Here is a 24,748-nt window from a genome sequence, read left to right as displayed (position 1 = left end):
ACCATGGCGATCGATCTGCACTTCACCAAGGGCCAGGGCACCGGCAACGACTTCGTTCTGTTCGCCGACCCCGACGGGCTGGTCTCGCTCACCCCCGAGCAGATCGCCTCGCTCTGCGACCGTAACTTCGGTATCGGAGCCAACGGGCTCATCCGTGCGGTGAAGTCGGCCAACCTGCCCGAGGGTGCCGCTTCGCTCGCCGAAGATCCGGCCGCCGAGTGGTTCATGGACTACCACAACGCCGACGGTTCACCGGCCGAGATGTGCGGCAACGGCATCCGGGTGTTCGTGAAGTACCTCATCGAGAACGGTCTCGCCGAGCTCGTTCAGGGCGACACCTTCGTCGTCGCAACCCGTGCGGGCGTCATCGACGTGCAGCGCAACCTCACCGGTTTCCAGGCCGACCTGGGTCGTTGGCGCCTTGAGGGCGGCGAGCCGCTGGTGCGCGCGAAGAACCTGCAGGTCGCCCGCCCCGGTCTCGGCGTGAACGTGGGCAATCCGCACGTCGTCGTCGCGCTTGCCGACGAAGACGAACTCGAGTCTGCCGACCTCAGCTTCATTCCACACCTCGACCCCGCACCGGCCGACGGCGCGAACGTGGAGTTCGTGGTGCCGCTCGAGCCGCTCGTGCGAAACGGCGTCGGGCACATCCGCATGCGCGTGCACGAGCGCGGTAGCGGTGAGACCCTGTCGTGCGGCACGGGTGCGGCCGCGGCCGCGCTGGCCATCCGGTACTGGGCCGGTGCCGGTGCTCCGAATCAGTGGCGCGTCGAGGTGCCGGGCGGCGCCGTCGGCGTGCGCATGTATGCGACAGAAGACGGCGAGCACGTGGCGCTGTCGGGCCCCGCCGAGCTCGTCTTCGAGGGCGACGTCACGCTCACCTGACGTTGCTACTCAGTCGGCTCAGTCTGCTCGTTCTGCTCGAAGCTCAGCCCGGCCTCGTCTGAACCCGGAGCTCAGCCGCGCCCCGTCCGAACCCGAAGCTCAGCCGCGTCGAGCTCGGCCGCGCGGAGTTCAACCGCGTGCACCTCAGCCCCGCAGCCGCGCCCGCAGCACCCGATACCCCTTGCTCGTCGCCGACCGCGACACGCTGAACCCACTCGGCAGCGCCCCCTCGAGCCAGCGGTGCAGCGAGTCTGAACCGAGGTTGCGCTGCACCACGAGCCACGCGTCAGAGCCGGGGTCGAGTCGCGGCAACCATGTCAGCAGCAGATTGTGCAGCTCGTCTTTGCCGACCCTGATCGGCGGGTTCGACCAGATGGTCATGAACAGTATGTCGTCGGGAACATCTGACGGCAGAACCGCGTTGACATTGTCGAGGCCGAGCTTGGCGGCATTGGCCCGCACCAGATCGAGAGCACGTTCGTTGACGTCGACAGCCCACACGGTGGCGTGGGGTGACAACAGAGCGAGAGCGAGCGAGATGGGTCCCCAGCCGCAGCCCACATCGAGCAGATTGCCCCCGGGCGGCGGCGCAGGGGTGTTCGACAGCAACACCTGGGTTCCGGCATCCACCCGGTCAGGGCTGAACACGCCGCCCGCGGTCGTCGCCTGGAACGATCTGCCCGCGATGGTCACCGGTATCTCTTTGAGCCGGAGTTCCGTTGATGGACGCGCTGAAAAGTAGTGCCCATTGTCGGAAGCCATAGAGGGAATGTAGCAAATGAGAGGGTTAGTCTTTACCTAAATGTCTGAACACGATTCACTTTCGACCGACGAGTCGACACCCACCACTTCTGTCGACCGCATCCTTGCGCGCGCCGAGGCACGCTCCTCCGGTTACGCCCTGTTCTCCTCCGGCGCCGCACAGGCGGTCGGCCGCAACACAGTGGATGCTCGGCAGGGCCAGAACCACGACGGAGACCAGTTCGACCTCGCCGATCGCCAGGCCCTGCGCCGGGTGGCGGGTCTCTCGACCGAGCTCGAAGACGTCACCGAGGTCGAGTACCGCCAGCTGCGACTGGAGAACGTCGTGCTGATCGGCGTCTACACCCAGGGCAACCTGGCTGACGCCGAGAACTCCCTGCACGAGCTCGCCGCCCTCGCCGAGACGGCCGGAGCGGTCGTGCTCGACGGGCTCATGCAGCGCCGCGCCACCCCCGACCCGAGCACCTACTTCGGCAAGGGCAAGGCCGCAGAGCTGGCCGGCATCGTGAAGGCGCTCGGCGCCGACACCGTGATCGCCGACAGCGAGCTCGCCCCGAGTCAGCGGCGTGCGCTCGAAGATGTGGTGAAGGTCAAGGTCATCGACCGCACGGCCGTCATTCTCGACATCTTCAGCCAGCACGCCAAGAGCCGCGAGGGCAAGGCGCAGGTCGAACTGGCACAGCTCGAGTACCTGCTGCCGCGACTCCGCGGCTGGGGTGACTCGATGTCGCGCCAGGCCGGTGGCCAGGTGGGTGGCGCCGGAGCGGGCATGGGCTCGCGTGGCCCCGGTGAGACCAAGATCGAGCTCGATCGTCGGCGCATCCACACCCGCATGGCCCGGCTGCGCAAGCAGATCGCGGCGATGAAGCCGGCCCGCGACGCCAAGCGTGCCAACCGCAAGCGCAACACCGTGCCCTCGGTGGCGATCGCGGGCTACACGAACGCCGGCAAGTCGTCGCTGCTGAACCGCATCACCGGGGCCGGGCTGCTCGTCGAGAATGCGTTGTTCGCGACACTCGACGCGACCGTGCGCCGCACGCAGACCTCTGACGGCCGTGAGTTCACCCTTGTCGACACCGTCGGGTTCGTGCGCAGCCTGCCGACGCAGCTCGTCGAGGCGTTCCGGTCGACGCTCGAAGAGGTCGCCGACGCCGACGTCATCGTGCACGTCGTCGACGCCTCGCACCCCGACCCGGCGAGCCAGCTCACCACGGTGCGCGAGGTCATCGGTGAGGCGGGGGCTCGGGGCATCCCCGAACTCGTCGTCTTCAACAAGGCCGACCTGGTGACCGAGAACGACCGCATCGTGCTGCGCGGCCTCGAGCCGAACTCGGTGTTCGTCTCGGCGCGCACGGGCGAGGGCATCGACGAACTTCTCGAGACACTCGACCACATGCTGCCCACACCGTCGATCGAGGTCGACGTGCTCGTGCCCTACGACCGTGGCGACCTCGTCTCGCAGATGCACCAGCACAGCACCGTGCTGAGCACCGACTACGAGGAGGGCGGCACGCGCGTGCGCGCCCTCGTCAACGCCGAGTTCGAGGCACAGCTCGTGGAGTACACCGCCCACTGACCGAGTGGGTGCCCGGCGGCGCCCATTTACACCGAGTGGATGCCCGGCGGCGCCCATCTACACCGAGTGGATGCCCGGCGCCGCCTACCCGCGACGCGGGTCGCCCGGCCACCTGGGCGTCACACCGAGCGCAGCACCGCCACGACCTTGCCCAGCACCGTGGCGTAGTCGCCGAGGATGGGCTCGAAGTTCGAGTTGCGCGGCAGCAGCCATGTGTGGCCGTCGCGCTGCCGGAACACCTTGACGGTCGCCTCGTCGTCGAGCATGGCCGCCACGATGTCGCCGTTCTCGGCCGTGTGCTGCGTTCGAACCACGACCCAGTCGCCGTCGCAGATGGCGGCGTCGATCATCGACTCGCCGACGACCTTGAGCATGAACAGCTCGCCCTTGCCGACCAGTTGCCGGGGGAGAGGGAACACCTCTTCGACCTGCTGCTCGGCCGTGATCGGAATACCGGCGGCGATACGGCCGACCAGGGGTACCAGGGCGACGTCGCCGTGGGGTGTCGGTGAGTCGGTGTTGACCGAGTCGCTCTTCGGAATGTCGATGAGCACTTCGAGAGCCCGGGGCCGATTCGGGTCGCGGCGCAGGTAGCCGCTCAGTTCGAGCTGGTTCAGCTGGTGGGTGACGCTCGACAGCGAGGCGAGGCCGACCGCGTCGCCGATCTCGCGCATGCTCGGCGGATACCCCTGCTGATTCACCGCCTCAGAGATCACCTCGAGAATCGCCAGCTGCTTCTCGCTCAACGACTTGCGTCGCCTTGTTCCGCCACGCTCACTGGGCACGGTGTCTCTCGCTTTCGCTGGGGTTTCGACCCGATGTCAGTGGCTTGCTGTTCACTGTCATCAGTGGCCGGTTCGGTTCGATGTCGACTATCGAAACTGTATCGAACACAGCAAGAAGAACAAACACATGTTCGAGTGTGTCGTCATAATCGTCTGCATATTCGACTTGTACATTCGAACGTTCGAAGATATATTCGGAACACAGCTTCGTACCAGGCGCTCCCGGCCGAGCGCCTGGTACGAAATCCCTGAGAGGGCCACATCATGACTGCACTAGAAATGACTGCTCCATCGGTTCGCCTGCGCCTCACGCGTCGTGGGCGCCTCGTACTCGCGACGCTCGTCTCGCTGCCGCTCATCGCCGCCCTCGTGGCGTTCGCGATCCTGGGCGGTTCGCAGGCCATGGCAACGGGCGAGGGCACCGCGGTCACCTACAGCTATGTCACCGTGCAGCCCGGCGAAAGCCTCTGGGGCATCGCCCAGACTCTCGACCCCTCGGCCGACCCGCGCGATGTCATCGCCGACATCGTCAACCTCAACCAGCTGCAGTCGTCTGACGTGCACTCGGGCCAGCGCCTGGCCCTGCCGCCGCAGTACGCCAAGTAGCAAGCGCGGGCGCACTACCATTGACTGGGTGAGTTCCCTAGCCGATCTGCCCATCCGCGACGATCTTCGTGGCCTGCACCCGTATGGTGCTCCCGAACTGAAGGTCGCCGTTCAGCTCAACGTCAACGAGAACACACACCCCATCCCCGAAGACGTCGCCCGCTCGATCATCGAAGCTCTCGCCCGCGAACTGCTCTCGGTGAACCGGTACCCCGACCGCGAGTTCCTGGCCCTGCGCGACAGTCTCGCCGGCTACCTGGGCGGCGGTCTCACCCGCGACAACCTCTGGGCGGCCAACGGATCGAACGAGATCCTGCAGCAGATCCTTCAGGCCTTCGGCGGGCCGGGCCGTTCGGTGCTTGGCTTTCCGCCCACGTATTCGATGCACCCGATCATCGCGGCCGGCACCGGCACCGAGTGGATTCCGGGCGTTCGCGACGCCGAATACGAGATCTCGCCGGCGACGGCCGTCGACTGGGTCGAACGCACGAACCCCGACCTCGTGTTCTTCTGTTCGCCCAACAACCCCACCGGCACCGCACTGTCGCTCGAGACCATCGCCGCCGCCTACGACGCCACGCCGGGCATCGTGGTCGTCGACGAGGCCTACGCCGAGTTCGGTCACGCCGACGAGCCGACCGCCTTGTCGCTGCTCGAGGGTCGTGAGCGCCTCATCGTCACGCGCACCATGAGCAAGGCGTTCGCCTTCGCCGGTGCGCGGCTGGGCTACCTCGCGGCAGACCCCGCCGTCAGCGACGCCCTGCGGCTCGTTCGCCTGCCGTACCATCTCTCGTCACTCACTCAGGCAGCCGCCGTCGCGGCTCTCGCCCACGCGCCCGAGATGCTCGCCATGGTCGACGACATCAAGACGCAGCGCGACCGCATCGAGGTGACGCTGCGCGAACTCGGCTATCACCCGTACCCGAGCGCGTCGAACTTCGTGCTGTTCGGCGGGGTGCCCGACGCACACCGGATGTTCGAGCAGCTGCTCGAGCGCGACATCATCATTCGCGACCTGGGCATCCCCGGCCACCTGCGGGTCAGCGCAGGCACCGAGGCAGAGACCACCGCGTTCCTCAGCGCGATGAGCGAGCTGACGGAGCAAGCCTGACCGAGCGCTCGCGACCGAACGGGCCCGGCCGGGCATCCTGGCGCCCGGTAGACTTTCGGGCATGCCGATCGAACCCCGCACCGCCAGCCTCACGCGCGAGACCAGCGAATCGAGCATCGAGCTCTCGCTGAACCTCGACGGCACCGGCGTCTCGCACATCGACACTTCTGTGCCCTTCTACAACCACATGCTCACCGCCTTCGCCAAGCACTCGCTGACCGATCTGACGGTGAAGGCCAGCGGAGACACCGACATCGATGTGCACCACACCGTCGAAGACGTCGGCATCGTGCTCGGCCAGGCCATTCGCCAGGCCCTGGGCGACAAGAGCGGCATCTCGCGCTTCGGCGACGCCCTCGTGCCGCTCGATGAGGCCCTGGTGCAGGCCGTCGTCGACATCTCGGGGCGCCCCTTTCTCGTGCACACCGGTGAGCCCGCCGGCTTCGAGCTGCACCTCATCGGCGGCCACTTCACCGGCTCGATGGTGCGGCACGTCTTCGAGGCGATCACCTTCAACGCCGGTCTGACCGTGCACATCACCGTGCTGGGCGGCCGCGATCCCCACCACATCGCCGAGGCCGAGTTCAAGGCGTTTGCCCGCGCGTTCCGGTTCGCCAAGCAGCTCGACCCGAGCGTGTCGGGCATCCCATCGACGAAGGGCGCGCTGTGACCAGGCCCACCGTCGTCGTGCTCGACTATGGCTCGGGCAACGTGCACTCCGCGGTCAAGGCCCTCGAGAAGGTCGGTGCTGACGTCGAACTCACTGCCGACCGCCGTTCGGTCGCCGAGGCCGACGGCCTGCTGGTGCCGGGTGTCGGTGCCTTCAGCGCCGTCATGTCGGCGCTCGACTCCGTGCGCGGCGGCGAACTCATCGACAAGCGTCTCGCCGGCGGCCGGCCGGTGCTCGGCATCTGCGTCGGCATGCAGGTGCTGTTCGGCCGGGGCATCGAGCGCGGCGTCGACACCGAAGGTCTCGGCGAATGGCCGGGCACCGTCGACGAACTGAAGGCGGATGTTCTGCCGCACATGGGCTGGAACACGGTATCTGCTCCCGACGACTCGCGGCTCTTCGCCGGCCTGCACGACGAGCGCTTCTACTTCGTGCACTCCTACGGCGCCCAGCAGTGGGAACTCGATGCGCAACCGCCCCTGCCCGCGGCCGCGGTGACCTGGGCCGACCACGGCGGCGGATTCATCGCCGCCGTCGAGAACGGCCCCCTGTCGGCCACCCAGTTTCACCCCGAGAAGTCGGGCGACGCCGGCCTGCGGCTGCTCGCGAACTGGCTCGAGACGCTCTGACCCGCCTCAAACCACCAACAGCGTCACCACCGCCCCCACCACCCGAAGGATCGCCCGCTCCATGACCGACCAGCCCGCACTCGTTCTGCTGCCCGCCGTCGACATCGCAGACGGCCAGGCCGTGCGCCTCACTCAGGGCCAGGCCGGCACCGAGACCAACCACGGCGACCCGGCCGACGCGGCGGCCGACTGGGTGGCCCAGGGTGCCGAATGGATTCACCTCGTCGACCTCGATGCCGCCTTCGGCCGGGGCAGCAACGTCGACGTCATCAAACGCGTCATCGCCCAGGCCGACAGCATCAAGATCGAGCTCTCGGGCGGCATCCGCGACGACGCCTCGCTCGAGAACGCCCTTGAGAGTGGTGCGACCCGCGTCAACCTCGGCACGGCGGCTCTCGAGAACCCCGAGTGGGCGGCCTCGGCCATCGAGCGGTTCGGCGACGCGATCGCCGTCGGCCTCGACGTTCGCGGCACCACCCTCGCTGCCCGCGGCTGGACCAAGGAGGGCGGCGACCTCTGGGAGGTTCTCGCCCGGCTCGAAGACGCCGGCTGCGCCCGCTACGTGGTCACCGACGTCACCAAAGACGGCACGCTCAAGGGCCCGAATGTCGACCTGTTGATGCAGGTCATGCAGCGCACCGACAAGCCGGTCGTCGCCTCGGGCGGCATCTCGAGCCTCGACGACCTCGTTGAGTTGCGCGCCCTCGTTCCGGCCGGCCTCGAGGGCGCGATCGTGGGCCGGGCGCTGTACGCCGGGGCCTTCACGCTGGTCGAGGCGCTGGCCGTCGCGTCGAACTGACGTGGTGACTGACCTGCGAACTGACGTGGCGAACTGACCTGGCGATAGAAGAACGGAGCGGCGTAGTCGTGCACGACGAGCATCCGGAGCCGCATGCAGGCGCCGCAGATTCTGCCGGCCGGCCCTTTGCCGGCCGCCACTTCGAGGCGAGCACCAGTGCCTTCGAGGGTGATGACGGAACCGCCTCGCCGCAGCTTCTCGACACGATGAGGCGGTTCGGCGCCGGCGAAGCATCGCAGGCCGACGTCGTCGATGCGCTGCGCGAGGTGCGGTTACTCGTTCCGCTGGTCGCTCATGCGGGTGAGACCGGTGTCGACGATCACGGGCACCTCGTCGACAAGACGCAGGAGCTCTCGATCGTCACGGTGACGACGCCCGATGGCCGCTCGGCCCTGCCCGCCTTCACGTCGACCGCGGCCATGACTGCCTGGAATCCGAAGGCCCGGCCGATTCCCACCGAGGCTCGACGCGTCGCGCTGGCTGCGGCGGGCGAGAACACCGACATCGTCATCATCGATGCCACCTCGCCGACCGAGTTCGTCGTGCGGCGACCTGCGGTCTGGGCGATGGCGCAGGGCATCCCATGGCGTGCGCCGGCCGACGATGCCGAGGTTCTGGCCGTCTTCAGCGCATCGGTGGCAGCCGAACCGGCGGTTGCTGCGGTCTCGCTTCAGAACGGTGACCCCACGAGCCGGATGCTCGGGGCCGAACTCGTGGTCAGGCTCGAACTGCGGCCGGGGCTCGACCAGGGTGCGTTGACCACCCTTTTGGCGCGTCTGCACGAGCGCTGGTCGCAGAGCCCCATCGTGGCGGATCGAGTCGATTCGCTCGCCGTGACCCTCGTGGCGGCCCCGAGCTGGGTCTGACCCGTTTTCGCGCCCTTTCGGCACAACCGCACCCCTTCGAAGGGGTGCGGTTGTGCCGAACAGGCGCAGATGTGTCGCGCAGGCTCAGGCGTAGACCGGGCCGGTCAGCTTCTCGCCGGGGCCCTGCCCGATGGGATCGGGGTACGGCGACGCCTCGCGGAAGGCGAGCTGCAGCGACCGCAGTCCGTCGCGCAGGCTGCGGGCGTGCATGTCGCCGATCTCGGGGGCGCCGGCGGTGACGAGACCGGCCAGGGCGATGATCAGCTTGCGGGCCTCATCGAGGTCGAGCTGGTTCTCGGGGTCGTCGGCCAGGCCGACCTTCACCGCGGCCGCGCTCATCAGGTGAACGGCCGTCGTGGTGATGACCTCCACCGCCTGAACGTCGGCGATGTCGCGGGCTTCGTCACTCATTTGCATCCGATCTCACTGTGGGGCGAAGTCTCTGCTAGACTTCTAGGCGGCTCTGGCACCGAGAGGTGTCAGATCGAAAGTGGAGATTCTCCCACCCGCGCTTGACCGCTTGGCTCAACAGCCTCAAGGTTACCGGGTCGATTGCACTCCGCCCGACCTTCACAGAAGGCCGGGCAGGCAGGGTGTGGTGCGTTTTGACAGGTGTGATTCCTGTCGGTGCGTGGTGAACGTTCAGTTTCGTGAGCGCTGGTTGACGCCAGAGGCCCAGCCGAACATCCACCCAGCAGAAGGAGCAACGCATCAGCGATCCCCGTACAAACGACCGTATACGAGTACCCGAGGTTCGCCTCGTGGGTCCGGCCGGTGAGCAGGTTGGCGTCGTGAGCATCGACGTCGCACTCAGACTCGCACAAGAGGCAGACCTTGACTTAGTTGAGGTGGCCCCGAACTCGAAGCCGCCCGTCGCCAAGATCATGGACTACGGAAAGTTCAAGTACGAAGCCGCGCAGAAGGCCAAGGAGGCCCGGCGCAACCAGGCGAACACGATTCTCAAAGAGGTTCGCTTTCGCCTGAAGATCGATGTGCACGACTACGAGACCAAGCGCAAGCGCGCCGAAGGCTTCCTCAAGGCGGGTGACAAGGTCAAAGCGATGATCTTGTTCCGTGGCCGTGAGCAGTCGCGCCCCGACCAGGGAGTCAGACTCCTGCAGAGATTTGCCGAAGACGTGTCGGAGTTCGGTTCTGTCGAATCGAGCCCGACCATCGACGGTCGCAACATGGTCATGGTCATCGGCCCTCTGAAGAACAAAGCAGAGGCCAAGGCCGAGGCCAACGCACACCGCGCCGCAGCGAAACCGCCACGGGAGGCACCCGCCGCCCCCGCTGAATCTCCAGCACCGGTCGACGCCGCTCCGGCCGAATAACGAACCACTACCCACACGAGGAGAGAACTATGCCCAAGCAGAAGACCCATTCCGGGGCCAAGAAGCGCTTCAAGGTCACCGGCAGCGGCAAGATCATGAAGCAGCAGGCCGGCATGCGCCACAACCTGGAAGTGAAGTCGGGCCAGCGCAAGCGTCGCCTGAACACCGACCAGGTTCTTGCCCCGCAAGACGCCAAGGTCGTCAAGAAGCTCCTCGGCCTCTAGAACCGCAGACGTTAGAAAAGGACTGATACAAAATGGCAAGAGTAAAGAGGGCGGTCAACGCCCACAAGAAGCGTCGCGTCATCCTGGAGCGTGCCGAGGGCTACCGCGGCCAGCGTTCGCGCCTGTACCGCAAGGCCAAAGAGCAGGTCACCCACTCGCTCGTCTACTCGTACCGCGACCGCCGTGCGCGCAAGGGTGACTTCCGCCGCCTGTGGATCCAGCGCATCAACGCCGCTGCCCGCCTCAACGGCCTGACCTACAACCGCCTCATCCAGGGCCTGAACCTGGCCGGCATCGAGGTCGACCGTCGTATTCTCGCCGACCTGGCCGTCACCGAGCCCGCCACCTTCGCCGCCCTCGTGCAGAGCGCCAAGGCAGCACTGCCCGCCGACACCTCGGCTGCAAAGGCCGGCGCCGTCGCGTAGTTCGTCGTAAGTCTGGTTGACTTGGCACATGCTTGATAATCCGCGTTCTCCGCGTGTTCGGGCCGTTGCCAAACTTGCCAAGAAGGGGGCCCGGTCTGAGACCGGGCTCTTTCTCTTGGAGGGGCCGCAGGCGGTGGCCGAGGCACTGCTGTTCAGCCCGCAGCTGGTCGTCGAGCTGTACGCCACGCCGACGGCCCTCGAGCGCTACACCGACATCGCCCAGACGGCGGTGGATGCGGGCGTCGACGTCGAGTTCGTCTCCGAGCACGTTCTGGAGGTGATGTCAGATACGGTCACCCCCCAGGGGTTCATCGCCGTCTGTCACCAGTTTCCGACCGCCGTGAAAGACATCTTCGCGGCCGGCCCCCGGCTGATCGCCATCCTCGAAGAGGTTCGTGACCCGGGCAACGCCGGAACGATCATCCGTGCCGCCGACGCGGCCGGGGCCGACGCCGTCATTCTGACGGGCCGCTCGGTCGACCTCTACAACCCCAAGGTGGTGCGCTCGACCACCGGCTCTCTGTTCCACCTGCCGGTGGCGATGGATGCGAACCTCCTCGACGTGAAGGCCCGGGCGGTCGAGGCCGGCCTGCAGATCCTGGCCGCCGACATCAAGGGCGACGACCTGCTCATCGTGCGGTCGACCGGACTGCTCGAACAGCCGACGGCCTGGCTCTTCGGCAACGAGGCGCGCGGTCTCACCGACGAGAACCTCGCGCTGGCCGACCGCGCCGTCTCGGTGCCGATCTATGGCAAGGCCGAGTCGATGAACCTCGCCACGGCCGCCTCGGTGTGCCTCTACGAGAGCGCGTTCGCCCAGCACGCCTGACTAAGCTTGGTTCTCGTGTCTGACTCCAACTCCCTCGCCATCTCCGACGAATCCGTCGCCGCCGCGGTGGCCGCCGCCCTCGCTGCCATCGACGCCGTCAGCGACTCGGCGTCGTTCAAGGCCGCCCGGTCGCAACACGCGGGTGAGGCGTCTGCGCTGGCCCGGCTGAACGGCCAGCTGCGGTCGTTGCCCAACGATCAGAAGGCTGCTGCGGGCAAGCTCGTCGGGCAGGCACGGGCCCGGGTCAACCAGGCTCTCGCTGCGAAGGAGGCCGACGTCGTCGCCCTCGAGAACGCGGCGCAGCTCGCCGCCGAGACGCTCGACGTCACGGCCCTGCCGGTTCGCAAGAAGCTGGGCGCGAGGCATCCTCTCTCGCTGCTGCAAGACAAGGTGGCCGACATCTTCGTGAGCATGGGGTGGGAGGTCGCCGAGGGGCCAGAACTCGAGAACGAGTGGTTCAACTTCGACGCGCTCAACTTCGACGCCGATCATCCGGCCCGCGCCATGCAAGACACCTTCTTCGTCGAGCCGGTGCAGTCGCACCTGCTGCTGCGCACCCACACCTCGCCCGTTCAGGTGCGCTCGCTGCTGAGCCGCGAGCTGCCGGTGTACGTCATCGCGCCCGGCCGCACGTACCGCACCGACGAGCTCGACGCCACGCACACGCCTGTGTTCAGCCAGGTCGAGGGCATCGCCGTCGACAAGGGGCTCACCATGGCCCACCTGCGCGGAACGCTCGAGCTGTTCGCGCGCCAGATGTTCGGCGACGAGGCGAAGATCCGCCTGCGCCCCAACTACTTTCCGTTCACCGAACCGAGCGCCGAGATGGATGTCTGGCAGCCCCGGGCGAAGGGCGGCGCGCGCTGGGTCGAATGGGGTGGCTGCGGCATGGTGAACCCGAACGTGCTGCTCTCGGCCGGCATCGATCCCGATGTCTACTCAGGCTTCGCGTTCGGCATGGGCATCGAACGCACCCTGCAGTTCCGCAACAATCTCAATGACATGCGCGACATGGTCGAGGGCGACGTGCGGTTCAGCCAGCAGTTCGGGATGGTGGTCTGACGATGAGAATTCCCATCAGCTGGCTCGCCGAGTTCGTCGAGCTCCCGGTCGGCACCACCGTCGACGACATCCACGCAGCGCTCGTCAGCGTCGGCCTCGAAGAAGAGGGGTCGCACGACTTCGACCTCGAGGGCCCGATCGTCGTCGGCGAGGTGCTCGAATTCGGCGACGAACCGCAGAGCAATGGCAAGACCATCCGGTGGTGCAGCGTGCGCGTCGCACTTCCCGGGCGGCTCGCCGCCGACGGCGGGGCGGATGTTCGGGGCATCGTCTGCGGCGCCCACAACTTCTTCGTGGGCGACAAGGTGGTCGTGACGCTGCCCGGTGCCGTTCTGCCCGGTGGTTTCGCCATCGCTGCGCGCAAGACCTACGGCCACGTCTCCGACGGCATGATCGCGTCGGCGCGCGAGCTCGGCCTGGGCGACGACCACGACGGCATCCTGCGCCTGGCCACCCTGGGGCTCGATCCGGAGGTCGGCACCGACGCGCTCGCCCTGCTGTCGCTCGACGACGCCGCCGTCGAGGTGAACGTGACGCCCGACCGCGGGTACGCCTTCTCCATCCGCGGCATCGCGCGCGAGTACGCCCACGCGACGGGGGCGGTCTTCCGCGACCCGGCCGCCGGGCTCGACGCACCCGACGACCTCGACGGCTTCTCGGTGGTGATCGACGACGAGGCGCCCATCCGCGGGCGCGTCGGTGCGAGCGTCTTCGTCACGCGTGTGGTGCGCGGCGTCGACCCGACCCTGCCGAGCCCCGCCTGGCTCGTCTCGCGGCTCAAACTGGCGGGCATCCGGTCGATCTCGCTGATCGTCGACATCACCAACTACGTCATGATCGAACTCGGCCAGCCCATCCACGGCTACGACCTCGACCGGCTGACCGGCGGCATCGTGGTTCGCCGGCCGCGCGCGGGCGAGACCCTGAAGACCCTCGACGGCCAGACCCGCACCCTCGACCCCGAAGACCTGGTGATCGCCGACGATTCGGGTGCGATCGGGCTCGCCGGTGTGATGGGCGGGTTCACGACCGAGATCAGCGACGAGACGACGAACGTGCTCGTCGAGGCTGCCAACTTCGATCCGGTGAGCATCGCCCGCACCGCTCGGCGTCACAAGCTGCCGAGCGAGGCGTCAAAGCGATTCGAACGGGGGGTGGATCCCGAGGTGGCCGCGGCTGCCGCGGCACGCGTCGTGCAGCTGCTCGAAGAACTCGCCGGCGGCCGCGCCGACACGCTCGGTTCGGTGCACCACGCCCACACCGCGCTCGAGCCGATCTTTCTGCCCGACTCGTACATCTCCGGGCTCGTCGGTGTGAACTACACCGACGACGAGATCACGTCGTCGCTCATCGAGATCGGCGCCACGCTCGAGTACGCCCACGACGGCCTGCTGGTGACGCCGCCGTCGTGGCGACCCGACCTCACCCACAAGTCGACGCTCGCCGAAGAGGTCGCCCGCATCGTGGGCTACTCGCGCATTCCGAGCGAGGTGCCCGTCGCGCCGCCCGGTCGCGGGCTCACCCGCGAGCAGAGGCTCCGCCGCTTGGCGGGCGAGACACTGGCTTCCGCCGGGTCGACCGAGGTGCTCGCGTACCCGTTCGTCTCGAGCGCGTCGAACGAGCTGTTCGGCTCGCCCGACGGCTCGCCTGTCGCTGCCGTGAAGCTGGCGAATCCGCTCGACGCCGAGGTGCCCTACCTGCGGGTGACCCTGCTGCCCGGGCTGGTCGACATCGCCCGCCGCAACCTCTCGCGCGGCCTCACCGACCTCGCCCTGTTCGAGATAGGCGCGGTCTTCCAGCCGGTCGCCGGCACCCGGTACGGCGTCGAAGAGGTTCCCGCGGGCGCACTGCTGCCGGATGCCGACACCCTCGCCCGGCTCGATGCGAGCATTCCGCCCCAGCCCTGGCACGTCGGCCTGCTCGCGCTCGGCAACGCCATCGACAAGCAGCCGGGCCAGCCCGCGGTGCCGGTCGGCATCGCCGATGTGCTCGACACCGTGCGCGTGCTCGCGGCGGCCCTCGACGTTCCGATCGTCGTGCGGCAGTCGTCGCACGCCGCTCTGCACCCGGGCCGCACGGCCGAGATCGTCGTGCCCATCGAGGGCGCCAACACGGTGAGCGTCGGTTACGTGGGCGAGCTGCTGCCCGCCCTCGCCGGCGACCTCGACCTGCCCCGCGTCGTCGCCGTGTCCGAGCTCGATCTCGGCGCTCTGATCGAACTGGCGGCGCGAACAGTCGAGGCGACCCCGCTCGCCGGCTATCCGGCCGCCACGCAAGACGTGTCGCTCGTCGTGGCCGCCGATGTGCCCGCCGCCGACGTTCTGAACGCGGTACGTCTCGGGTCGGGCGAGCTGCTCGAGAGCATCCGGCTCGTCGACGACTACCGCGGTTCGGGCATTGAGCCCGGGTCGAAGTCGCTGACCTTCGCTCTGCGCTTCAGGGCTCCCGACCGCACCCTCACCGCCGCCGAGGCCAGTGAGGCGCGCATCGCGGGCGCCGCCGAGGCCGAACGACGATTCGGCGCGATCGTTCGCGAGTAGTCGAACGATCGTTCGCCGCCCGCTGGGCGGCACGGCCGACCGAGAGGCGCCCGGCTGGGCGGCACGGCCGACCGAGAGGCGGCCCGCACGGCGGCGCCGGTGACGAAGGGTAGATTTGAGACATGGCGTATTCGGTGGCAGTGGCGGGAGCGAGCGGCTACGCCGGCGGTGAACTGCTGCGACTGCTTGCGGCTCATCCCGAGTTCGAGGTGCGAACGGTCACCGCGAACAACAACGCCGGGCAGCCGCTGGTCGCCGTGCATCCGCACCTGCGCTCCTATGCCGACCTGGTATTGAGCGACACCACGACAGAGGCGCTCGCGGGGCACGACATCGTCTTCCTGGCCCTGCCGCACGGCAAGTCGGGTGCCATCACCGAGACGCTCGACGACAACACGCTGGTCATCGACTGCGGCGCCGACCACCGCCTCGTCAGCGAGGCCGACTGGGCCGCGTTCTACGGCGGCGAGTTCTACGGGGCCTGGCCGTACGGCCTGCCCGAGCTGCTCATCGAGGGTCACCAGAAGCAGCGCACGCGGCTCGCCGGGGTCAGCCGCATCGCCGTGCCCGGCTGCAACGTCACCGCCATCAGCCTCGGGCTGGCTCCTGGACTGCAGGCGGGCGTCATCCAGCCGGTCGATCTCGTCGCTGTTCTCGCCGTCGGGCCGTCGGGCGCGGGCAAGAGCCTGCGCACGAACCTGCTCGCCTCCGAGATCCTCGGCTCGGCCAGCGCCTACGGTGTCGGCGGCAGCCACCGGCACAACCCCGAGATCGTGCAGAACCTGTCGGCCTCGGCCGGTTCACCGGTCACCGTGTCATTCACGCCGGTGCTCGTGCCGATGGCGCGCGGAATCCTCGCGACGTCGACCGCACGTCTCGCGGCGGGCATCACGGCACACGACGTGCGGTCGGCCTGGGTCGACGCCTACGCCGACGAGCCGTTCGTGCACGTTCTGCCCGAGGGGCAGTTTCCGACCGTGTCTGACGTGACAGGCGCCAATACCGCCCTGATCGGCCTCGCCGTCGACGAGGCCGCGGGCCGCGTCGTCACCGTCACCGCCATCGACAACCTCGTGAAGGGCACGGCGGGAGCGGCCATCCAGTCGGCGAACATCGCCCTCGGCCTGCCCGAGACACTCGGCCTGCCCATCGACGGGGTCGCGCCGTGACCCAGCCCAGCACCCCAGGAGCCATCCAGTGAGCGTCACCACCCCCGCCGGTTTCGAAGCGGCCGGCATCGCGCGCGGTCTGAAGTCGAGTGGCGACCTCGACCTGGCCCTGGTGTTCAACCGCGGGCCGAGCGCGGCGGCGGCTGCGGTGTTCACGTCGAACCGTTGCAAGGCCAACCCGGTGCTGTGGTCAGAGCAGGTCATCGCCGACGGGGTGGTGTCGGCGGTCATCCTGAACTCGGGCGGCGCCAACTGCTACACCGGCTCGTTCGGATTCCAGACCACACACCAGACGGCCGAGGCGGTCGCCGCCAGCCTCGGTGTCTCGGCGGGCGACGTCATCGTCTGCTCGACCGGGCTGATCGGCACCGGCGACGAGGTCTTCCGCGACAAGGTGGTCGGCGGTGTTCCGGCCGTCACGGCCGCGCTGTCGGCAGACGGCGGCTCTGCAGCGGCGCACGCCATCATGACCACCGACACCAGGGCCAAGCAGTCGGTCGCGGTGGGCGACGGATGGTCGATCGGCGGTATGGCGAAGGGCGCCGGCATGCTCGCGCCCGGGCTCGCCACCATGCTCGTCGTCATCACCACCGACGCAGACCTGCCCGCCGAGTCGCTCGACGCCGCCCTGCGCGCAGCCACCCGTGTCACGTTCGACCGGGTCGACTCCGACGGCTGCATGTCGACCAACGACACTGTCACGCTGATGGCGAGCGGAGCATCCGGAGTCACCCCCGACGTCGACGACTTCACCGTGGCTCTCACCGGGCTGTGCCACGACCTCGCTCTGCAGTTGCAGGGCGACGCCGAGGGCGCGAGCCACGACATCACCATCACGGCTCTGAACGCGCGCACCGAAGACGACGCCGTCACCGTTGCGCGAGCGGTGTCACGCAGCAACCTCTTCAAGGCAGCGATCTTCGGCAACGATCCCAACTGGGGTCGCGTGCTGGCCGCGGTGGGCACGACCGACGCCGAGTTCGACCCCTACAACATCGACGTCACCATCAACGGCGTGAAGATCTGCAAGGCGGGTGAGCCGTTCGAAGACCGCGACCTCATCGACCTCGCCCCTCGCGCGGTGAGCGTGCTGATCGACCTGCACGTCGGCGACGCCACGGCCGAGATCTACACGAACGACCTCACCCACGACTACGTTCACGAGAACAGCGCGTACGCCAGCTGATGACCGACACCGCCCACGATCTCGCCGCTGTGAAGGCCGCGACCCTCATCGAGTCGCTGCCCTGGCTGAAGACCTTCCACGACCAGGTCATGGTCATCAAGTTCGGCGGCAACGCCATGGTCGACCCCGACCTGCAGCGAACCTTCGCCGAAGACATCGTCTACCTGCGCTACGCCGGCATCAAGCCGGTGGTCGTGCACGGCGGTGGTCCGCAGATCTCACGGATGCTCGACCGACTCGGCATCGAGAGCGAATTCCGCGGCGGCTATCGTGTCACGAGCCCCGAGGCGATGGATGTCGTTCGCATGGTGCTCACCGGCCAGATCAGTCGCGACATCGTCGGGCACATCAACGAGCACGGCCCCCTGGCCACCGCGCTGTCGGGCGAAGACGCCGGGCTCTTCGAGGGCCGGCGGCGCCTGCTCGAGGTCGACGGCGAGACCGTCGACCTCGGCCTCGTGGGCGACGTCGTCGGGGTCAACCCGGGGGCGGTGTTCGAGCACCTCGCCGCGGGGCGCATCCCGGTGGTCTCGTCGATCGCGCCCGACCGCGACGAGCCCGGCCAGGTGCTGAACATCAACGCCGACGCTGCGGCCGCGGCGCTCGCGGTGGCCCTCGGTGCGGCGAAGCTCGTCATTCTCACCGACGTGGCCGGGCTGTACTCAGACTGGCCGAACCGCGATTCGCTCGTCTCGGTCATCGAGGCGGGCGCGTTGCGCGACCTGTTGCCCGGCCTCGAGTCGGGCATGATTCCGAAGATGTCGGCCTGCCTCGAGGCGGTCGACGGGGGAGTGCCGAAGGCCGCGATCATCGACGGCCGCACCCCGCACTCGATTCTGCTGGAGGTCTTCACGCAGAGCGGCGTCGGCACCGAAGTGGTCGCCGACGCCCGAACGGCACTCGCAGAGGAGAATTCATGAGCGACGTCAACACCGAACATACCTGGGTCGACACCTTTAACGAGTCGCTCATGCGAACCATGGGCCAGCCCCTCGCCCTGCTCACCCACGGGCGCGGCGCCTTCGTGTGGGATGAGAACGAGAAGGAGTACCTCGACTTCCTCGCCGGCATCGCCGTGAACTCGCTCGGCCATGCGCATCCGGTGGTCGTCGAGGCGGTCACTCGCCAGGTCAGCACGCTCGCCCATGTCTCGAACTACTTCTCGACGAGGCCGCAGCTCGAACTCGCCGAACGCCTGAAACGCATCACCGGCGCGGGCCCCGCCGGCCGAGCCTACTTCTGCAATTCGGGCGCCGAGGCCAACGAGGCCGCCTTCAAACTCGCCCGCCTCAACACGAGGGGCGGCCGCTCGACCATCGTCTCGCTGAAGAACTCCTTCCACGGCCGCACCATGGGCTCGCTCGCGCTCACCGGCAAGCGCGAGATGCAAGAACCGTTCGAGCCCCTGCCGGGCGGGGTGATCCACATCGACTCCACCATCGAGGCCCTCGAGGCGACCATCGACGACAGCGTCGCCGCCCTGTTCCTCGAGCCCATCAAGGGCGAGGCCGGGGTCATCGACCTGCCCGAGGGCTATCTCCAGCGCGCCCGCGAGCTCACCGAGCAGCACGGCGTTCTGCTGATTCTCGACGAGATCCAGACCGGCATCGGCCGCACCGGCCGCTGGTTCGCGTATGAGCTCGCCGGCATCAAGCCCGACGCGGTCACCATCGCGAAGGGCATGGCCGGTGGGGTGCCGATCGGCTCGCTCGTGACGTTCGGCTGGGCATCCGACCTGTTTCAGCGCGGGATGCACGGCAGCACCTTCGGCGGAAACCCCCTCGCCACGGCCACCGCCAACGCGGTGCTCGAAGAGATCGAGTCGGCCGGCCTCATCGACAACGCCGAGCGCAAGGGAGTGCTGCTGCGCGACCGCATCGCCGCCCTGAACTCCCCGCTGATCGACGAGATCCGCGGCCACGGCCTGCTGATCGGGTTGGGGCTCAGCGAGCCGATCGCGCTCAAGTTGTCGGCCGCGGCGATGGATGCAGGGCTGATCATCAACGCCGCGAACGAGTCGAGCATCCGCATGGCCCCGCCCCTGATCATCCGTGAGCTCGAGGTCGACATCTTCATCACACGGTTCTCGGCCGCGCTGACGGCGGTCGGCTTTCCGCCGCAGCCCCCGACCCCCGAGGCCTAGTGCCCCCGGCCGCTATCCTTGTAGTCTCCACCCGTACCTCACCTCGAAGGCCCCGATGACCCGCCACTTCCTCCGCGACGACGACCTGACTCCTGCCGAGCAGGCAGAGATCCTCGACCTGGCGGCAGAGTTGAAGCGCGACCGATTCGGCACCAAGCCGCTGGCCGGCCCGCAGACCGTGGCGGTCATCTTCGACAAGTCGTCGACCCGCACCCGCGTCTCGTTCGCCGTCGGGATCGCCGACCTCGGCGGCAGCCCCCTCATCATCAGCACGGCCAACAGCCAGCTGAGCGGCAAAGAGACCGCCTCCGACACGGCCCGGGTGCTCGAACGTCAGGTCGCGGCCATCGTCTGGCGCACCTACGCCCAGAGCGGCCTCGAAGAGATGGCTGCCGGCACCACCGTGCCCGTCGTCAACGCCCTCTCTGACGACTTCCACCCCTGCCAGCTGCTCGCCGACCTGCTGACCATCCGCGAGCACCGCGGCGACCCTGCCGGACTCACCGTCACCTTCCTCGGCGACGGCGCCAGCAACATGGGCCAGTCATACCTGCTGGCCTGCGCCACCGCGGGCATGCACGTGCGCATCGCCGCCCCGGCCGACTATTCGCCGGCCGCCGACGTGGTTCAGGATGCCCAGGCCATCGCCGCCCGCACCGGTGGTTCGGCGACCGTGCTCGTCGACCCGGTCGACGCGGTCACCGGTGCTGACATCGTCGTCACCGACACCTGGGTGTCGATGGGCAAAGAAGATGAGAAGGCCGCGCGCGTGAAGGTGTTCGGCGGCTACCAGGTCGACCGGGCTCTGATGGCGCACGCCAAGCCCGATGCCCTCTTTCTACACTGCCTGCCCGCAGATCGCGGCTACGAGGTCGCGGCCGACGTCATCGACGGCCCGCAGAGTGTCATCTGGGACGAGGCCGAGAACCGCCTGCACGCCCAGAAGGCGCTGCTCGTCTGGCTCCTGCAGCAGCAGGGTGCCGCACCGTCGGCCGCCACGCAACACGATGCCGCCCTCGCGACGTCTGCCCAGGGGGCCTGACCGTGGCCGAGAGCACCAGCCGGGCCGGCGAGGCCGGTGCCCTGTGGGGCGGCCGCTTCGCGAGCGGCCCCTCACCCGAGCTGCAGGCTCTCAGTAAGTCGACCCAGTTCGACTGGCAGCTCTGGCCCTACGACATCCAGGGCTCCCGAGCGCATGCTAAGGCCCTCACAGCCGCCGGCTATCTCACCGACGACGAACTCGTGGCCATGCTCGAAGCGTTCGACCGCCTCGCCGAGCACATCGCCGACGGCTCGTTCGCGGCGGCAGAGAGCGACGAAGACGTGCACTCGGCGCTCGAGCGGGGCCTGATCATCGAGGCCGGCCCCGAGTTGGGCGGCAAGCTGCGCGCCGGCCGCAGCCGCAACGACCAGATCGCCACGCTCATCCGGCTCTACCTGCTCGACCACTCCCGTCACATCGGCCACCTCGTCGTGCAACTCATCGACGCCATCGCCTCGCAGGCCTCGGCGCATATGGATGCCCCGATGCCGGGCCGCACGCACCTGCAGCACGCGCAACCCGTGCTCCTCTCGCACCACCTGCTCGCGCACGCGTGGCCCCTGGTTCGCGATCTCGAGCGACTGCGTGACTGGAGTGGCCGGGCATCCGCTTCGCCCTACGGCGCCGGGGCCCTCGCGGGCAGCTCGCTGGGGCTCGACCCGGCCCTCGTCGCGAGCGAGCTCGGGCTCGCCCAGGGCCCCATGCTCAACTCGATCGACGCCACCGCGAGCCGTGACGTCGTCGCCGAGTTCGCCTTCATCGCCAGCCTGATCGGCATCAACCTCTCGCGTTTCGCCGAGGAGATCATCGTGTGGGCGACCCGCGAGTTCGGCTTCGTGAAGCTGCACGACGGCTACTCCACCGGATCGTCGATCATGCCGCAGAAGAAGAATCCCGACATCGCCGAGCTGGCGCGCGGCAAGTCGGGCCGCCTGATCGGCAACGTGACCGGCCTGCTGGCCACCCTGAAGGGCCTCCCGCTCGCCTACAATCGTGACCTGCAAGAAGACAAAGAGCCGGTGTTCGACTCGGTCGAGCAGCTCGAAGTGCTGCTGCCCGCCTTCACCGGCATGGTCGCCTCGCTCACCTTCAACACCGAACGCATGGCAGAGCTCGCCCCCCAGGGCTTCTCGCTCGCGACCGACGTCGCCGAGTGGCTGGTGAAGCAGGGCGTCGTCTTCCGCGACGCGCACGAGATCAGCGGCGACCTCGTACGGTTCTGCGAAGAGCACGGCCTCGAGCTGCACGAACCGACAGACGAGCAGCTGGCAGACGTGTCACCGCACCTGACTCCGGATGTTCGCTCTGTCGTCACCGTCACCGGATCGATCGCGAGCCGCGACGGCATCGGCGGCACTGCGGGCGTGCGTGTCACCGAGCAGCTCGCTGCTCTCACCCAGCAGGTTCGCCTGCTGCAGAACGCTCTACTGAACGCCCCAGGGGGTACCGCGTGACACTCAGCAGCCAGAACCTGCCCGAACCGCTCGGCCCCAACGGCCCGAACGGAAAGAAGCCGAAGGTCGACCGCGACATTCGCAACCACCCCGACTACAAGACTCCGTGGTGGCGCAAGCCGATGAAGAACTGGCTCTACTGGACGGTGTTCGCCGGCGCCGCCATCGTCGTGATCGCCGCCGTCGTCATCACTCTCTCGCTCGGCGTCAAGCTCTTCTGACCGCATCGACGCCGAACGATGACGAGTCGACCCCGAACCATGACGAGGCCGTGCCGGTGACCGACGCGTCGTGGGCCGCGGTCTTCGAGCGCCCGTCGACCGAAGTCGCGCCGCTGCTGCTCGGCGGCATCCTGAGCCGTACCGCACCCGAGGGTACGACCTCGCTGCGCATCACCGAGGTCGAGGCCTACCTCGGCGTGGGTGACGACCCCGGGTCGCACTCGTTCCGCGGCAAGACGAAGTCGAATTCGGTCATGTTCGGTGAGCCACTGCACCTGTACACGTACTTCACCTACGGCATGCACACCTGTGCCAACGTCGTCTGCTCTCCCGCCGGTACTGCCAGCGGGGTGCTGCTGCGCGCCGGTGAGATCGTCGAAGGCGTCGAGCTCGCCTGGCAGCGCAGGGGAGCCGCGGTACCCTTCCGCGATCTGGCCCGGGGCCCGGCTCGACTCACGAAGGCGCTCGGCATTCCGCTGGCCGACGGGGGAGCCCCGCTCACGGAGTTGCCCTACGAACTGCGGATGCCCGAGCATCCGTCGCCCGTCGAGACGAGCCTGCGCACCGGCCTCGGCGGCCCCGGCGGGGGCAGCGCGTACCCCTGGCGCTTCTTCATTCCCGGCGACCCCACCGTCTCGCCCTACAAACGCCACCCCAAACTGCTGCCCTGACCTCGTTACACGCCCTAGAAATGCCTGCGAGGAATGGTTGGCCGGGCGCTGGTACCCTTGCGGAGTGTCACAGCCAGCGTCGGCAGCCTTAGCTGCCCAACAGAACGACCCGTCGTTCGTCTCCGTGTGGGACGAACTGAAGTGGCGCGGTCTCATTCACGTCTCGACCGATGAGCCCGAGCTGAAGGCCGCCCTCGACGGCGACCCCATCACGTTCTACTGCGGGTTCGACCCGACAGCGCCGAGCCTGCACCTCGGCAACCTGGTGCAGCTGCTGGTGATGCGCCGGCTGCAGCTGGCCGGGCACCGGCCGCTCGCCCTCGTCGGCGGGTCGACCGGCCTGATCGGCGACCCGCGGCCGACGGCCGAACGTACACTGACCGCCCGCGACACCGTGGCGGAGTGGGTGGGGTACCTGCAGGCACAGATCTCGCGCTTCCTGAGCTTCGACGATGACAACGCGGCTCGGCTGGTCAACAACCTCGACTGGACGGCGCCGCTCAGCGCCATCGACTTCCTGCGCGACATCGGCAAGTACTTCCGTGTGGGCACGATGCTGAAGAAAGACGCGGTGAGTGCGCGGCTGAACTCCGACGCCGGCATCAGCTACACCGAGTTCAGCTACCAGATTCTGCAGGGCCTCGACTTCCTCGAGCTGTACCGCAGTTACGATTGCGTGCTGCAGACCGGTGGAAGCGACCAGTGGGGCAATCTCACGAGTGGCACCGATCTCATCCGCCGGGCCGAACAGGCTACGGTGCACGCCATCGGCACGCCCCTCATCACGAACTCCGACGGAACCAAGTTCGGCAAGAGCGAGGGCAACGCGGTGTGGCTGGATGACCGGCTCACCAGTCCCTACGCCTTCTACCAGTTCTGGCTCAACACCGACGACGCCGACGTGATCGAGCGGCTGAAGATCTTCACGTTCCTCACGCGCGACGAACTCGAGCGCCTCGGGGCGGCCGTCGCGGCCGAACCCTTCCGGCGTGAGGCCCAGCGCGCCCTCGCCTACGAGGTGACGGCGCTGGTTCACGGCGCCGAGGCGACGGATGCTGCCATCGCGGCTGCGGCGGCACTCTTCGGCCAGGGTGACCTGGCTGGGCTTCCCGAACTGACCCTCCGCCAGGCGTTAGGGGAGTTGGTCACGGTCGAGGCCCGGCAGAACACGCCGCTCGTGCAGCTGTTGGTCGACACCAAGCTCACCACGTCGGCGAGCGAGGCCCGAAGGGCGATCGCCCAGGGTGGGGTCTACGCCAACAATGTGAAGGTCGAAACCGACGCGGCGACCGCCGGCGAGGTTGCTCTGCCCGGTGGCATCGTGGTTCTTCGACGCGGCAAGAAGACGCTGGCGGGCGTCTTCGTGAGCTAGTCGCGCGCTGGAGCTGGGTGAATCGCGCAGCGATTCTGCGACGCCAGCGCCGCGGCAGCTGTGCTGGCGCGGTCTTCCGGGGGTGTCGCAGCGCGACACGCCCGGGAAGTATCTGTAACTTGCCAGCCATGAAACATGACCGTAATGTTGTCTCTTGTCACCCCAAAGGTTCGGAAAGCGGAAGAGCTTACCGGCCTCAAGCGGGGCCATCAGAACGGCAGAGAAAACCTCGAACGCTGTGTTGCTAAACACAAAGGTTCTGAGCGTTTGGGCTCCGATCGTGAGATGAAGATGTACAGTAGTGAAGTTGCCCCTTTCGGCTCCCGTTCTTTGTAACGGTCAAGCGGGTGGGTGCGTCCGATCTTTGAGAACTCAACAGCGTGCACA

At 67.9% G+C, this 24,748-nt stretch carries 26 protein-coding genes; 23 read left to right on the top strand and 3 right to left on the bottom strand.

All coding sequences use genetic code 11. The features are described from left to right. The first annotated feature begins 3 nt into the window (after nt 1–3). Nucleotides 4–885 carry a diaminopimelate epimerase gene (dapF, locus tag V3W46_RS04695; protein ID WP_331781935.1) on the top strand — a complete coding sequence of 294 codons (882 nt, stop codon included), beginning with the start codon at nt 4–6 and terminating at the stop codon, nt 883–885. A gap of 144 nt (nt 886–1,029) precedes the next feature. Here the strand turns inward: dapF and V3W46_RS04690 are convergent, their stop codons facing one another. Next, nucleotides 1,030–1,647 carry a class I SAM-dependent methyltransferase gene (locus tag V3W46_RS04690; RefSeq protein ID WP_331781934.1) on the bottom strand — a complete coding sequence of 206 codons (618 nt, stop codon included), beginning with the start codon at nt 1,645–1,647 and terminating at the stop codon, nt 1,030–1,032. Nucleotides 1,648–1,687: 40 nt separating this feature from the next. On the opposite strand from V3W46_RS04690, the gene hflX reads away from it, so the two are divergent. Beyond that, on the top strand, nt 1,688–3,223 hold the full coding sequence (gene hflX / locus V3W46_RS04685; RefSeq protein WP_331781933.1) for a GTPase HflX: 1,536 nt from the start codon (nt 1,688–1,690) through the stop codon (nt 3,221–3,223). A 119-nt stretch (nt 3,224–3,342) separates the two neighbouring features. Here hflX and lexA read toward each other — a convergent pair whose 3' ends face one another. After that, nucleotides 3,343–4,008, bottom strand: coding sequence for a transcriptional repressor LexA (lexA, locus tag V3W46_RS04680; RefSeq protein WP_331781932.1), 666 nt, complete (start codon nt 4,006–4,008; stop codon nt 3,343–3,345). Nucleotides 4,009–4,287: 279 nt separating this feature from the next. Here lexA and V3W46_RS04675 point away from each other — a divergent pair, with 279 nt between their 5' ends. The 6 genes from V3W46_RS04675 to V3W46_RS04650 all read left to right on the top strand — a co-directional run bounded on the left by V3W46_RS04675 (nt 4,288) and on the right by V3W46_RS04650 (nt 8,689). Continuing rightward, a complete protein-coding gene (locus V3W46_RS04675) occupies nt 4,288–4,614 on the top strand; it encodes a LysM peptidoglycan-binding domain-containing protein (RefSeq protein ID WP_331781931.1) in 327 nt (108 codons plus the stop codon). A gap of 28 nt (nt 4,615–4,642) precedes the next feature. Next, the gene (locus tag V3W46_RS04670) at nt 4,643–5,725 is read left to right on the top strand and encodes a histidinol-phosphate transaminase (protein ID WP_331781930.1); all 1,083 of its coding nucleotides are present in this window, start codon (nt 4,643–4,645) and stop codon (nt 5,723–5,725) included. A 61-nt stretch (nt 5,726–5,786) separates the two neighbouring features. After that, a complete protein-coding gene (gene hisB, locus V3W46_RS04665; RefSeq protein ID WP_331781929.1) occupies nt 5,787–6,395 on the top strand; it encodes an imidazoleglycerol-phosphate dehydratase HisB in 609 nt (202 codons plus the stop codon). Further along, a complete protein-coding gene (gene hisH, locus V3W46_RS04660; protein ID WP_331781928.1) occupies nt 6,392–7,024 on the top strand; it encodes an imidazole glycerol phosphate synthase subunit HisH in 633 nt (210 codons plus the stop codon). The genes hisB and hisH overlap by 4 nt, the downstream gene beginning before the upstream one ends. A gap of 61 nt (nt 7,025–7,085) precedes the next feature. Then, a complete protein-coding gene (priA, locus tag V3W46_RS04655) occupies nt 7,086–7,823 on the top strand; it encodes a bifunctional 1-(5-phosphoribosyl)-5-((5-phosphoribosylamino)methylideneamino)imidazole-4-carboxamide isomerase/phosphoribosylanthranilate isomerase PriA (RefSeq protein ID WP_331781927.1) in 738 nt (245 codons plus the stop codon). 68 nt (nt 7,824–7,891) lie between these two features. After that, on the top strand, nt 7,892–8,689 hold the full coding sequence (locus V3W46_RS04650; RefSeq protein ID WP_331781926.1) for an SseB family protein: 798 nt from the start codon (nt 7,892–7,894) through the stop codon (nt 8,687–8,689). Between the two features lie 84 nt (nt 8,690–8,773). On the opposite strand, the gene V3W46_RS04645 is transcribed toward V3W46_RS04650, so the two are convergent. After that, nucleotides 8,774–9,106 (bottom strand): DUF1844 domain-containing protein, encoded by a 333-nt coding sequence (locus V3W46_RS04645; RefSeq protein WP_331781925.1) that lies wholly within the window; start codon nt 9,104–9,106, stop codon nt 8,774–8,776. 293 nt (nt 9,107–9,399) lie between these two features. Between V3W46_RS04645 and infC the strand changes: the two genes are divergently transcribed. The 15 genes from infC (at nt 9,400) to tyrS (ending at nt 24,361) form a co-directional block, all read left to right on the top strand. Then, nucleotides 9,400–10,023, top strand: coding sequence for a translation initiation factor IF-3 (infC, locus tag V3W46_RS04640; protein WP_331782039.1), 624 nt, complete (start codon nt 9,400–9,402; stop codon nt 10,021–10,023). A 29-nt stretch (nt 10,024–10,052) separates the two neighbouring features. After that, a complete protein-coding gene (gene rpmI, locus V3W46_RS04635; protein WP_331781924.1) occupies nt 10,053–10,247 on the top strand; it encodes a 50S ribosomal protein L35 in 195 nt (64 codons plus the stop codon). Nucleotides 10,248–10,279: 32 nt separating this feature from the next. Next, nucleotides 10,280–10,672, top strand: coding sequence for a 50S ribosomal protein L20 (gene rplT, locus V3W46_RS04630; protein ID WP_331781923.1), 393 nt, complete (start codon nt 10,280–10,282; stop codon nt 10,670–10,672). 28 nt (nt 10,673–10,700) lie between these two features. Further along, nucleotides 10,701–11,501, top strand: coding sequence for a TrmH family RNA methyltransferase (locus V3W46_RS04625; RefSeq protein ID WP_331781922.1), 801 nt, complete (start codon nt 10,701–10,703; stop codon nt 11,499–11,501). Nucleotides 11,502–11,516: 15 nt separating this feature from the next. Then, the gene (pheS, locus tag V3W46_RS04620; protein WP_331781921.1) at nt 11,517–12,563 is read left to right on the top strand and encodes a phenylalanine--tRNA ligase subunit alpha; all 1,047 of its coding nucleotides are present in this window, start codon (nt 11,517–11,519) and stop codon (nt 12,561–12,563) included. A 2-nt stretch (nt 12,564–12,565) separates the two neighbouring features. After that, nucleotides 12,566–15,103: a phenylalanine--tRNA ligase subunit beta gene (gene pheT / locus V3W46_RS04615; RefSeq protein WP_331781920.1), complete on the top strand. Its 2,538-nt coding sequence runs from the start codon at nt 12,566–12,568 to the stop codon at nt 15,101–15,103. A gap of 122 nt (nt 15,104–15,225) precedes the next feature. Beyond that, nucleotides 15,226–16,272, top strand: coding sequence for an N-acetyl-gamma-glutamyl-phosphate reductase (gene argC, locus V3W46_RS04610; RefSeq protein ID WP_331781919.1), 1,047 nt, complete (start codon nt 15,226–15,228; stop codon nt 16,270–16,272). Nucleotides 16,273–16,300: 28 nt separating this feature from the next. Then, nucleotides 16,301–17,458, top strand: a complete 1,158-nt coding sequence (argJ, locus tag V3W46_RS04605; protein WP_331781918.1) for a bifunctional glutamate N-acetyltransferase/amino-acid acetyltransferase ArgJ — start codon at nt 16,301–16,303, stop codon at nt 17,456–17,458. Next, entirely contained in the window at nt 17,458–18,378 is a 921-nt protein-coding gene (gene argB, locus V3W46_RS04600; RefSeq protein WP_331781917.1) for an acetylglutamate kinase, read from the top strand. Before argJ ends, argB begins: the two co-directional genes overlap by 1 nt. Further along, nucleotides 18,375–19,601, top strand: coding sequence for an acetylornithine transaminase (locus V3W46_RS04595; protein ID WP_331781916.1), 1,227 nt, complete (start codon nt 18,375–18,377; stop codon nt 19,599–19,601). The genes argB and V3W46_RS04595 overlap by 4 nt, the downstream gene beginning before the upstream one ends. Nucleotides 19,602–19,656: 55 nt before the next feature. Further along, complete coding sequence (gene argF, locus V3W46_RS04590; RefSeq protein ID WP_331781915.1) at nt 19,657–20,643, top strand: ornithine carbamoyltransferase; 987 nt, start codon at nt 19,657–19,659, stop codon at nt 20,641–20,643. Between the two features lie 2 nt (nt 20,644–20,645). Beyond that, nucleotides 20,646–22,097 (top strand): argininosuccinate lyase, encoded by a 1,452-nt coding sequence (gene argH, locus V3W46_RS04585; RefSeq protein ID WP_331781914.1) that lies wholly within the window; start codon nt 20,646–20,648, stop codon nt 22,095–22,097. Further along, a complete protein-coding gene (locus tag V3W46_RS04580) occupies nt 22,094–22,318 on the top strand; it encodes a hypothetical protein (RefSeq protein WP_331781913.1) in 225 nt (74 codons plus the stop codon). Before argH ends, V3W46_RS04580 begins: the two co-directional genes overlap by 4 nt. A 56-nt stretch (nt 22,319–22,374) precedes the next feature. Further along, complete coding sequence (locus tag V3W46_RS04575; RefSeq protein ID WP_331781912.1) at nt 22,375–22,989, top strand: DNA-3-methyladenine glycosylase; 615 nt, start codon at nt 22,375–22,377, stop codon at nt 22,987–22,989. A gap of 64 nt (nt 22,990–23,053) precedes the next feature. Continuing rightward, a complete protein-coding gene (tyrS, locus tag V3W46_RS04570) occupies nt 23,054–24,361 on the top strand; it encodes a tyrosine--tRNA ligase (protein WP_331781911.1) in 1,308 nt (435 codons plus the stop codon). Nucleotides 24,362–24,748 lie beyond the last annotated feature (387 nt).

The sequence above is a fragment of the Subtercola sp. YIM 133946 genome (genome assembly GCF_036553535.1).
In the GTDB taxonomy this organism is placed as follows: Bacteria; Actinomycetota; Actinomycetes; order Actinomycetales; family Microbacteriaceae; genus Subtercola.
This window is presented reverse-complemented; position numbering and strand designations above follow the sequence as displayed.

Excerpts from the sequence above, each read along its gene's own strand:
- pheT (WP_331781920.1), top strand. The coding sequence starts at position 12,566 with ATGAGAATTCCCATCAGCTGGCTCGCCGAGTTCGTCGAGCTCCCGGTC.
- dapF (WP_331781935.1), top strand. The coding sequence starts at position 4 with ATGGCGATCGATCTGCACTTCACCAAGGGCCAGGGCACCGGCAACGAC.
- V3W46_RS04645 (WP_331781925.1), bottom strand. The coding sequence starts at position 9,106 with ATGCAAATGAGTGACGAAGCCCGCGACATCGCCGACGTTCAGGCGGTG.
- rplT (WP_331781923.1), top strand. The coding sequence starts at position 10,280 with ATGGCAAGAGTAAAGAGGGCGGTCAACGCCCACAAGAAGCGTCGCGTC.
- argF (WP_331781915.1), top strand. The coding sequence starts at position 19,657 with ATGACCCGCCACTTCCTCCGCGACGACGACCTGACTCCTGCCGAGCAG.
- argB (WP_331781917.1), top strand. The coding sequence starts at position 17,458 with ATGACCGACACCGCCCACGATCTCGCCGCTGTGAAGGCCGCGACCCTC.
- hflX (WP_331781933.1), top strand. The coding sequence starts at position 1,688 with ATGTCTGAACACGATTCACTTTCGACCGACGAGTCGACACCCACCACT.
- priA (WP_331781927.1), top strand. The coding sequence starts at position 7,086 with ATGACCGACCAGCCCGCACTCGTTCTGCTGCCCGCCGTCGACATCGCA.
- V3W46_RS04690 (WP_331781934.1), bottom strand. The coding sequence starts at position 1,647 with ATGGCTTCCGACAATGGGCACTACTTTTCAGCGCGTCCATCAACGGAA.
- V3W46_RS04625 (WP_331781922.1), top strand. The coding sequence starts at position 10,701 with ATGCTTGATAATCCGCGTTCTCCGCGTGTTCGGGCCGTTGCCAAACTT.
- rpmI (WP_331781924.1), top strand. The coding sequence starts at position 10,053 with ATGCCCAAGCAGAAGACCCATTCCGGGGCCAAGAAGCGCTTCAAGGTC.
- argC (WP_331781919.1), top strand. The coding sequence starts at position 15,226 with ATGGCGTATTCGGTGGCAGTGGCGGGAGCGAGCGGCTACGCCGGCGGT.
- hisB (WP_331781929.1), top strand. The coding sequence starts at position 5,787 with ATGCCGATCGAACCCCGCACCGCCAGCCTCACGCGCGAGACCAGCGAA.
- V3W46_RS04595 (WP_331781916.1), top strand. The coding sequence starts at position 18,375 with ATGAGCGACGTCAACACCGAACATACCTGGGTCGACACCTTTAACGAG.
- V3W46_RS04675 (WP_331781931.1), top strand. The coding sequence starts at position 4,288 with ATGACTGCTCCATCGGTTCGCCTGCGCCTCACGCGTCGTGGGCGCCTC.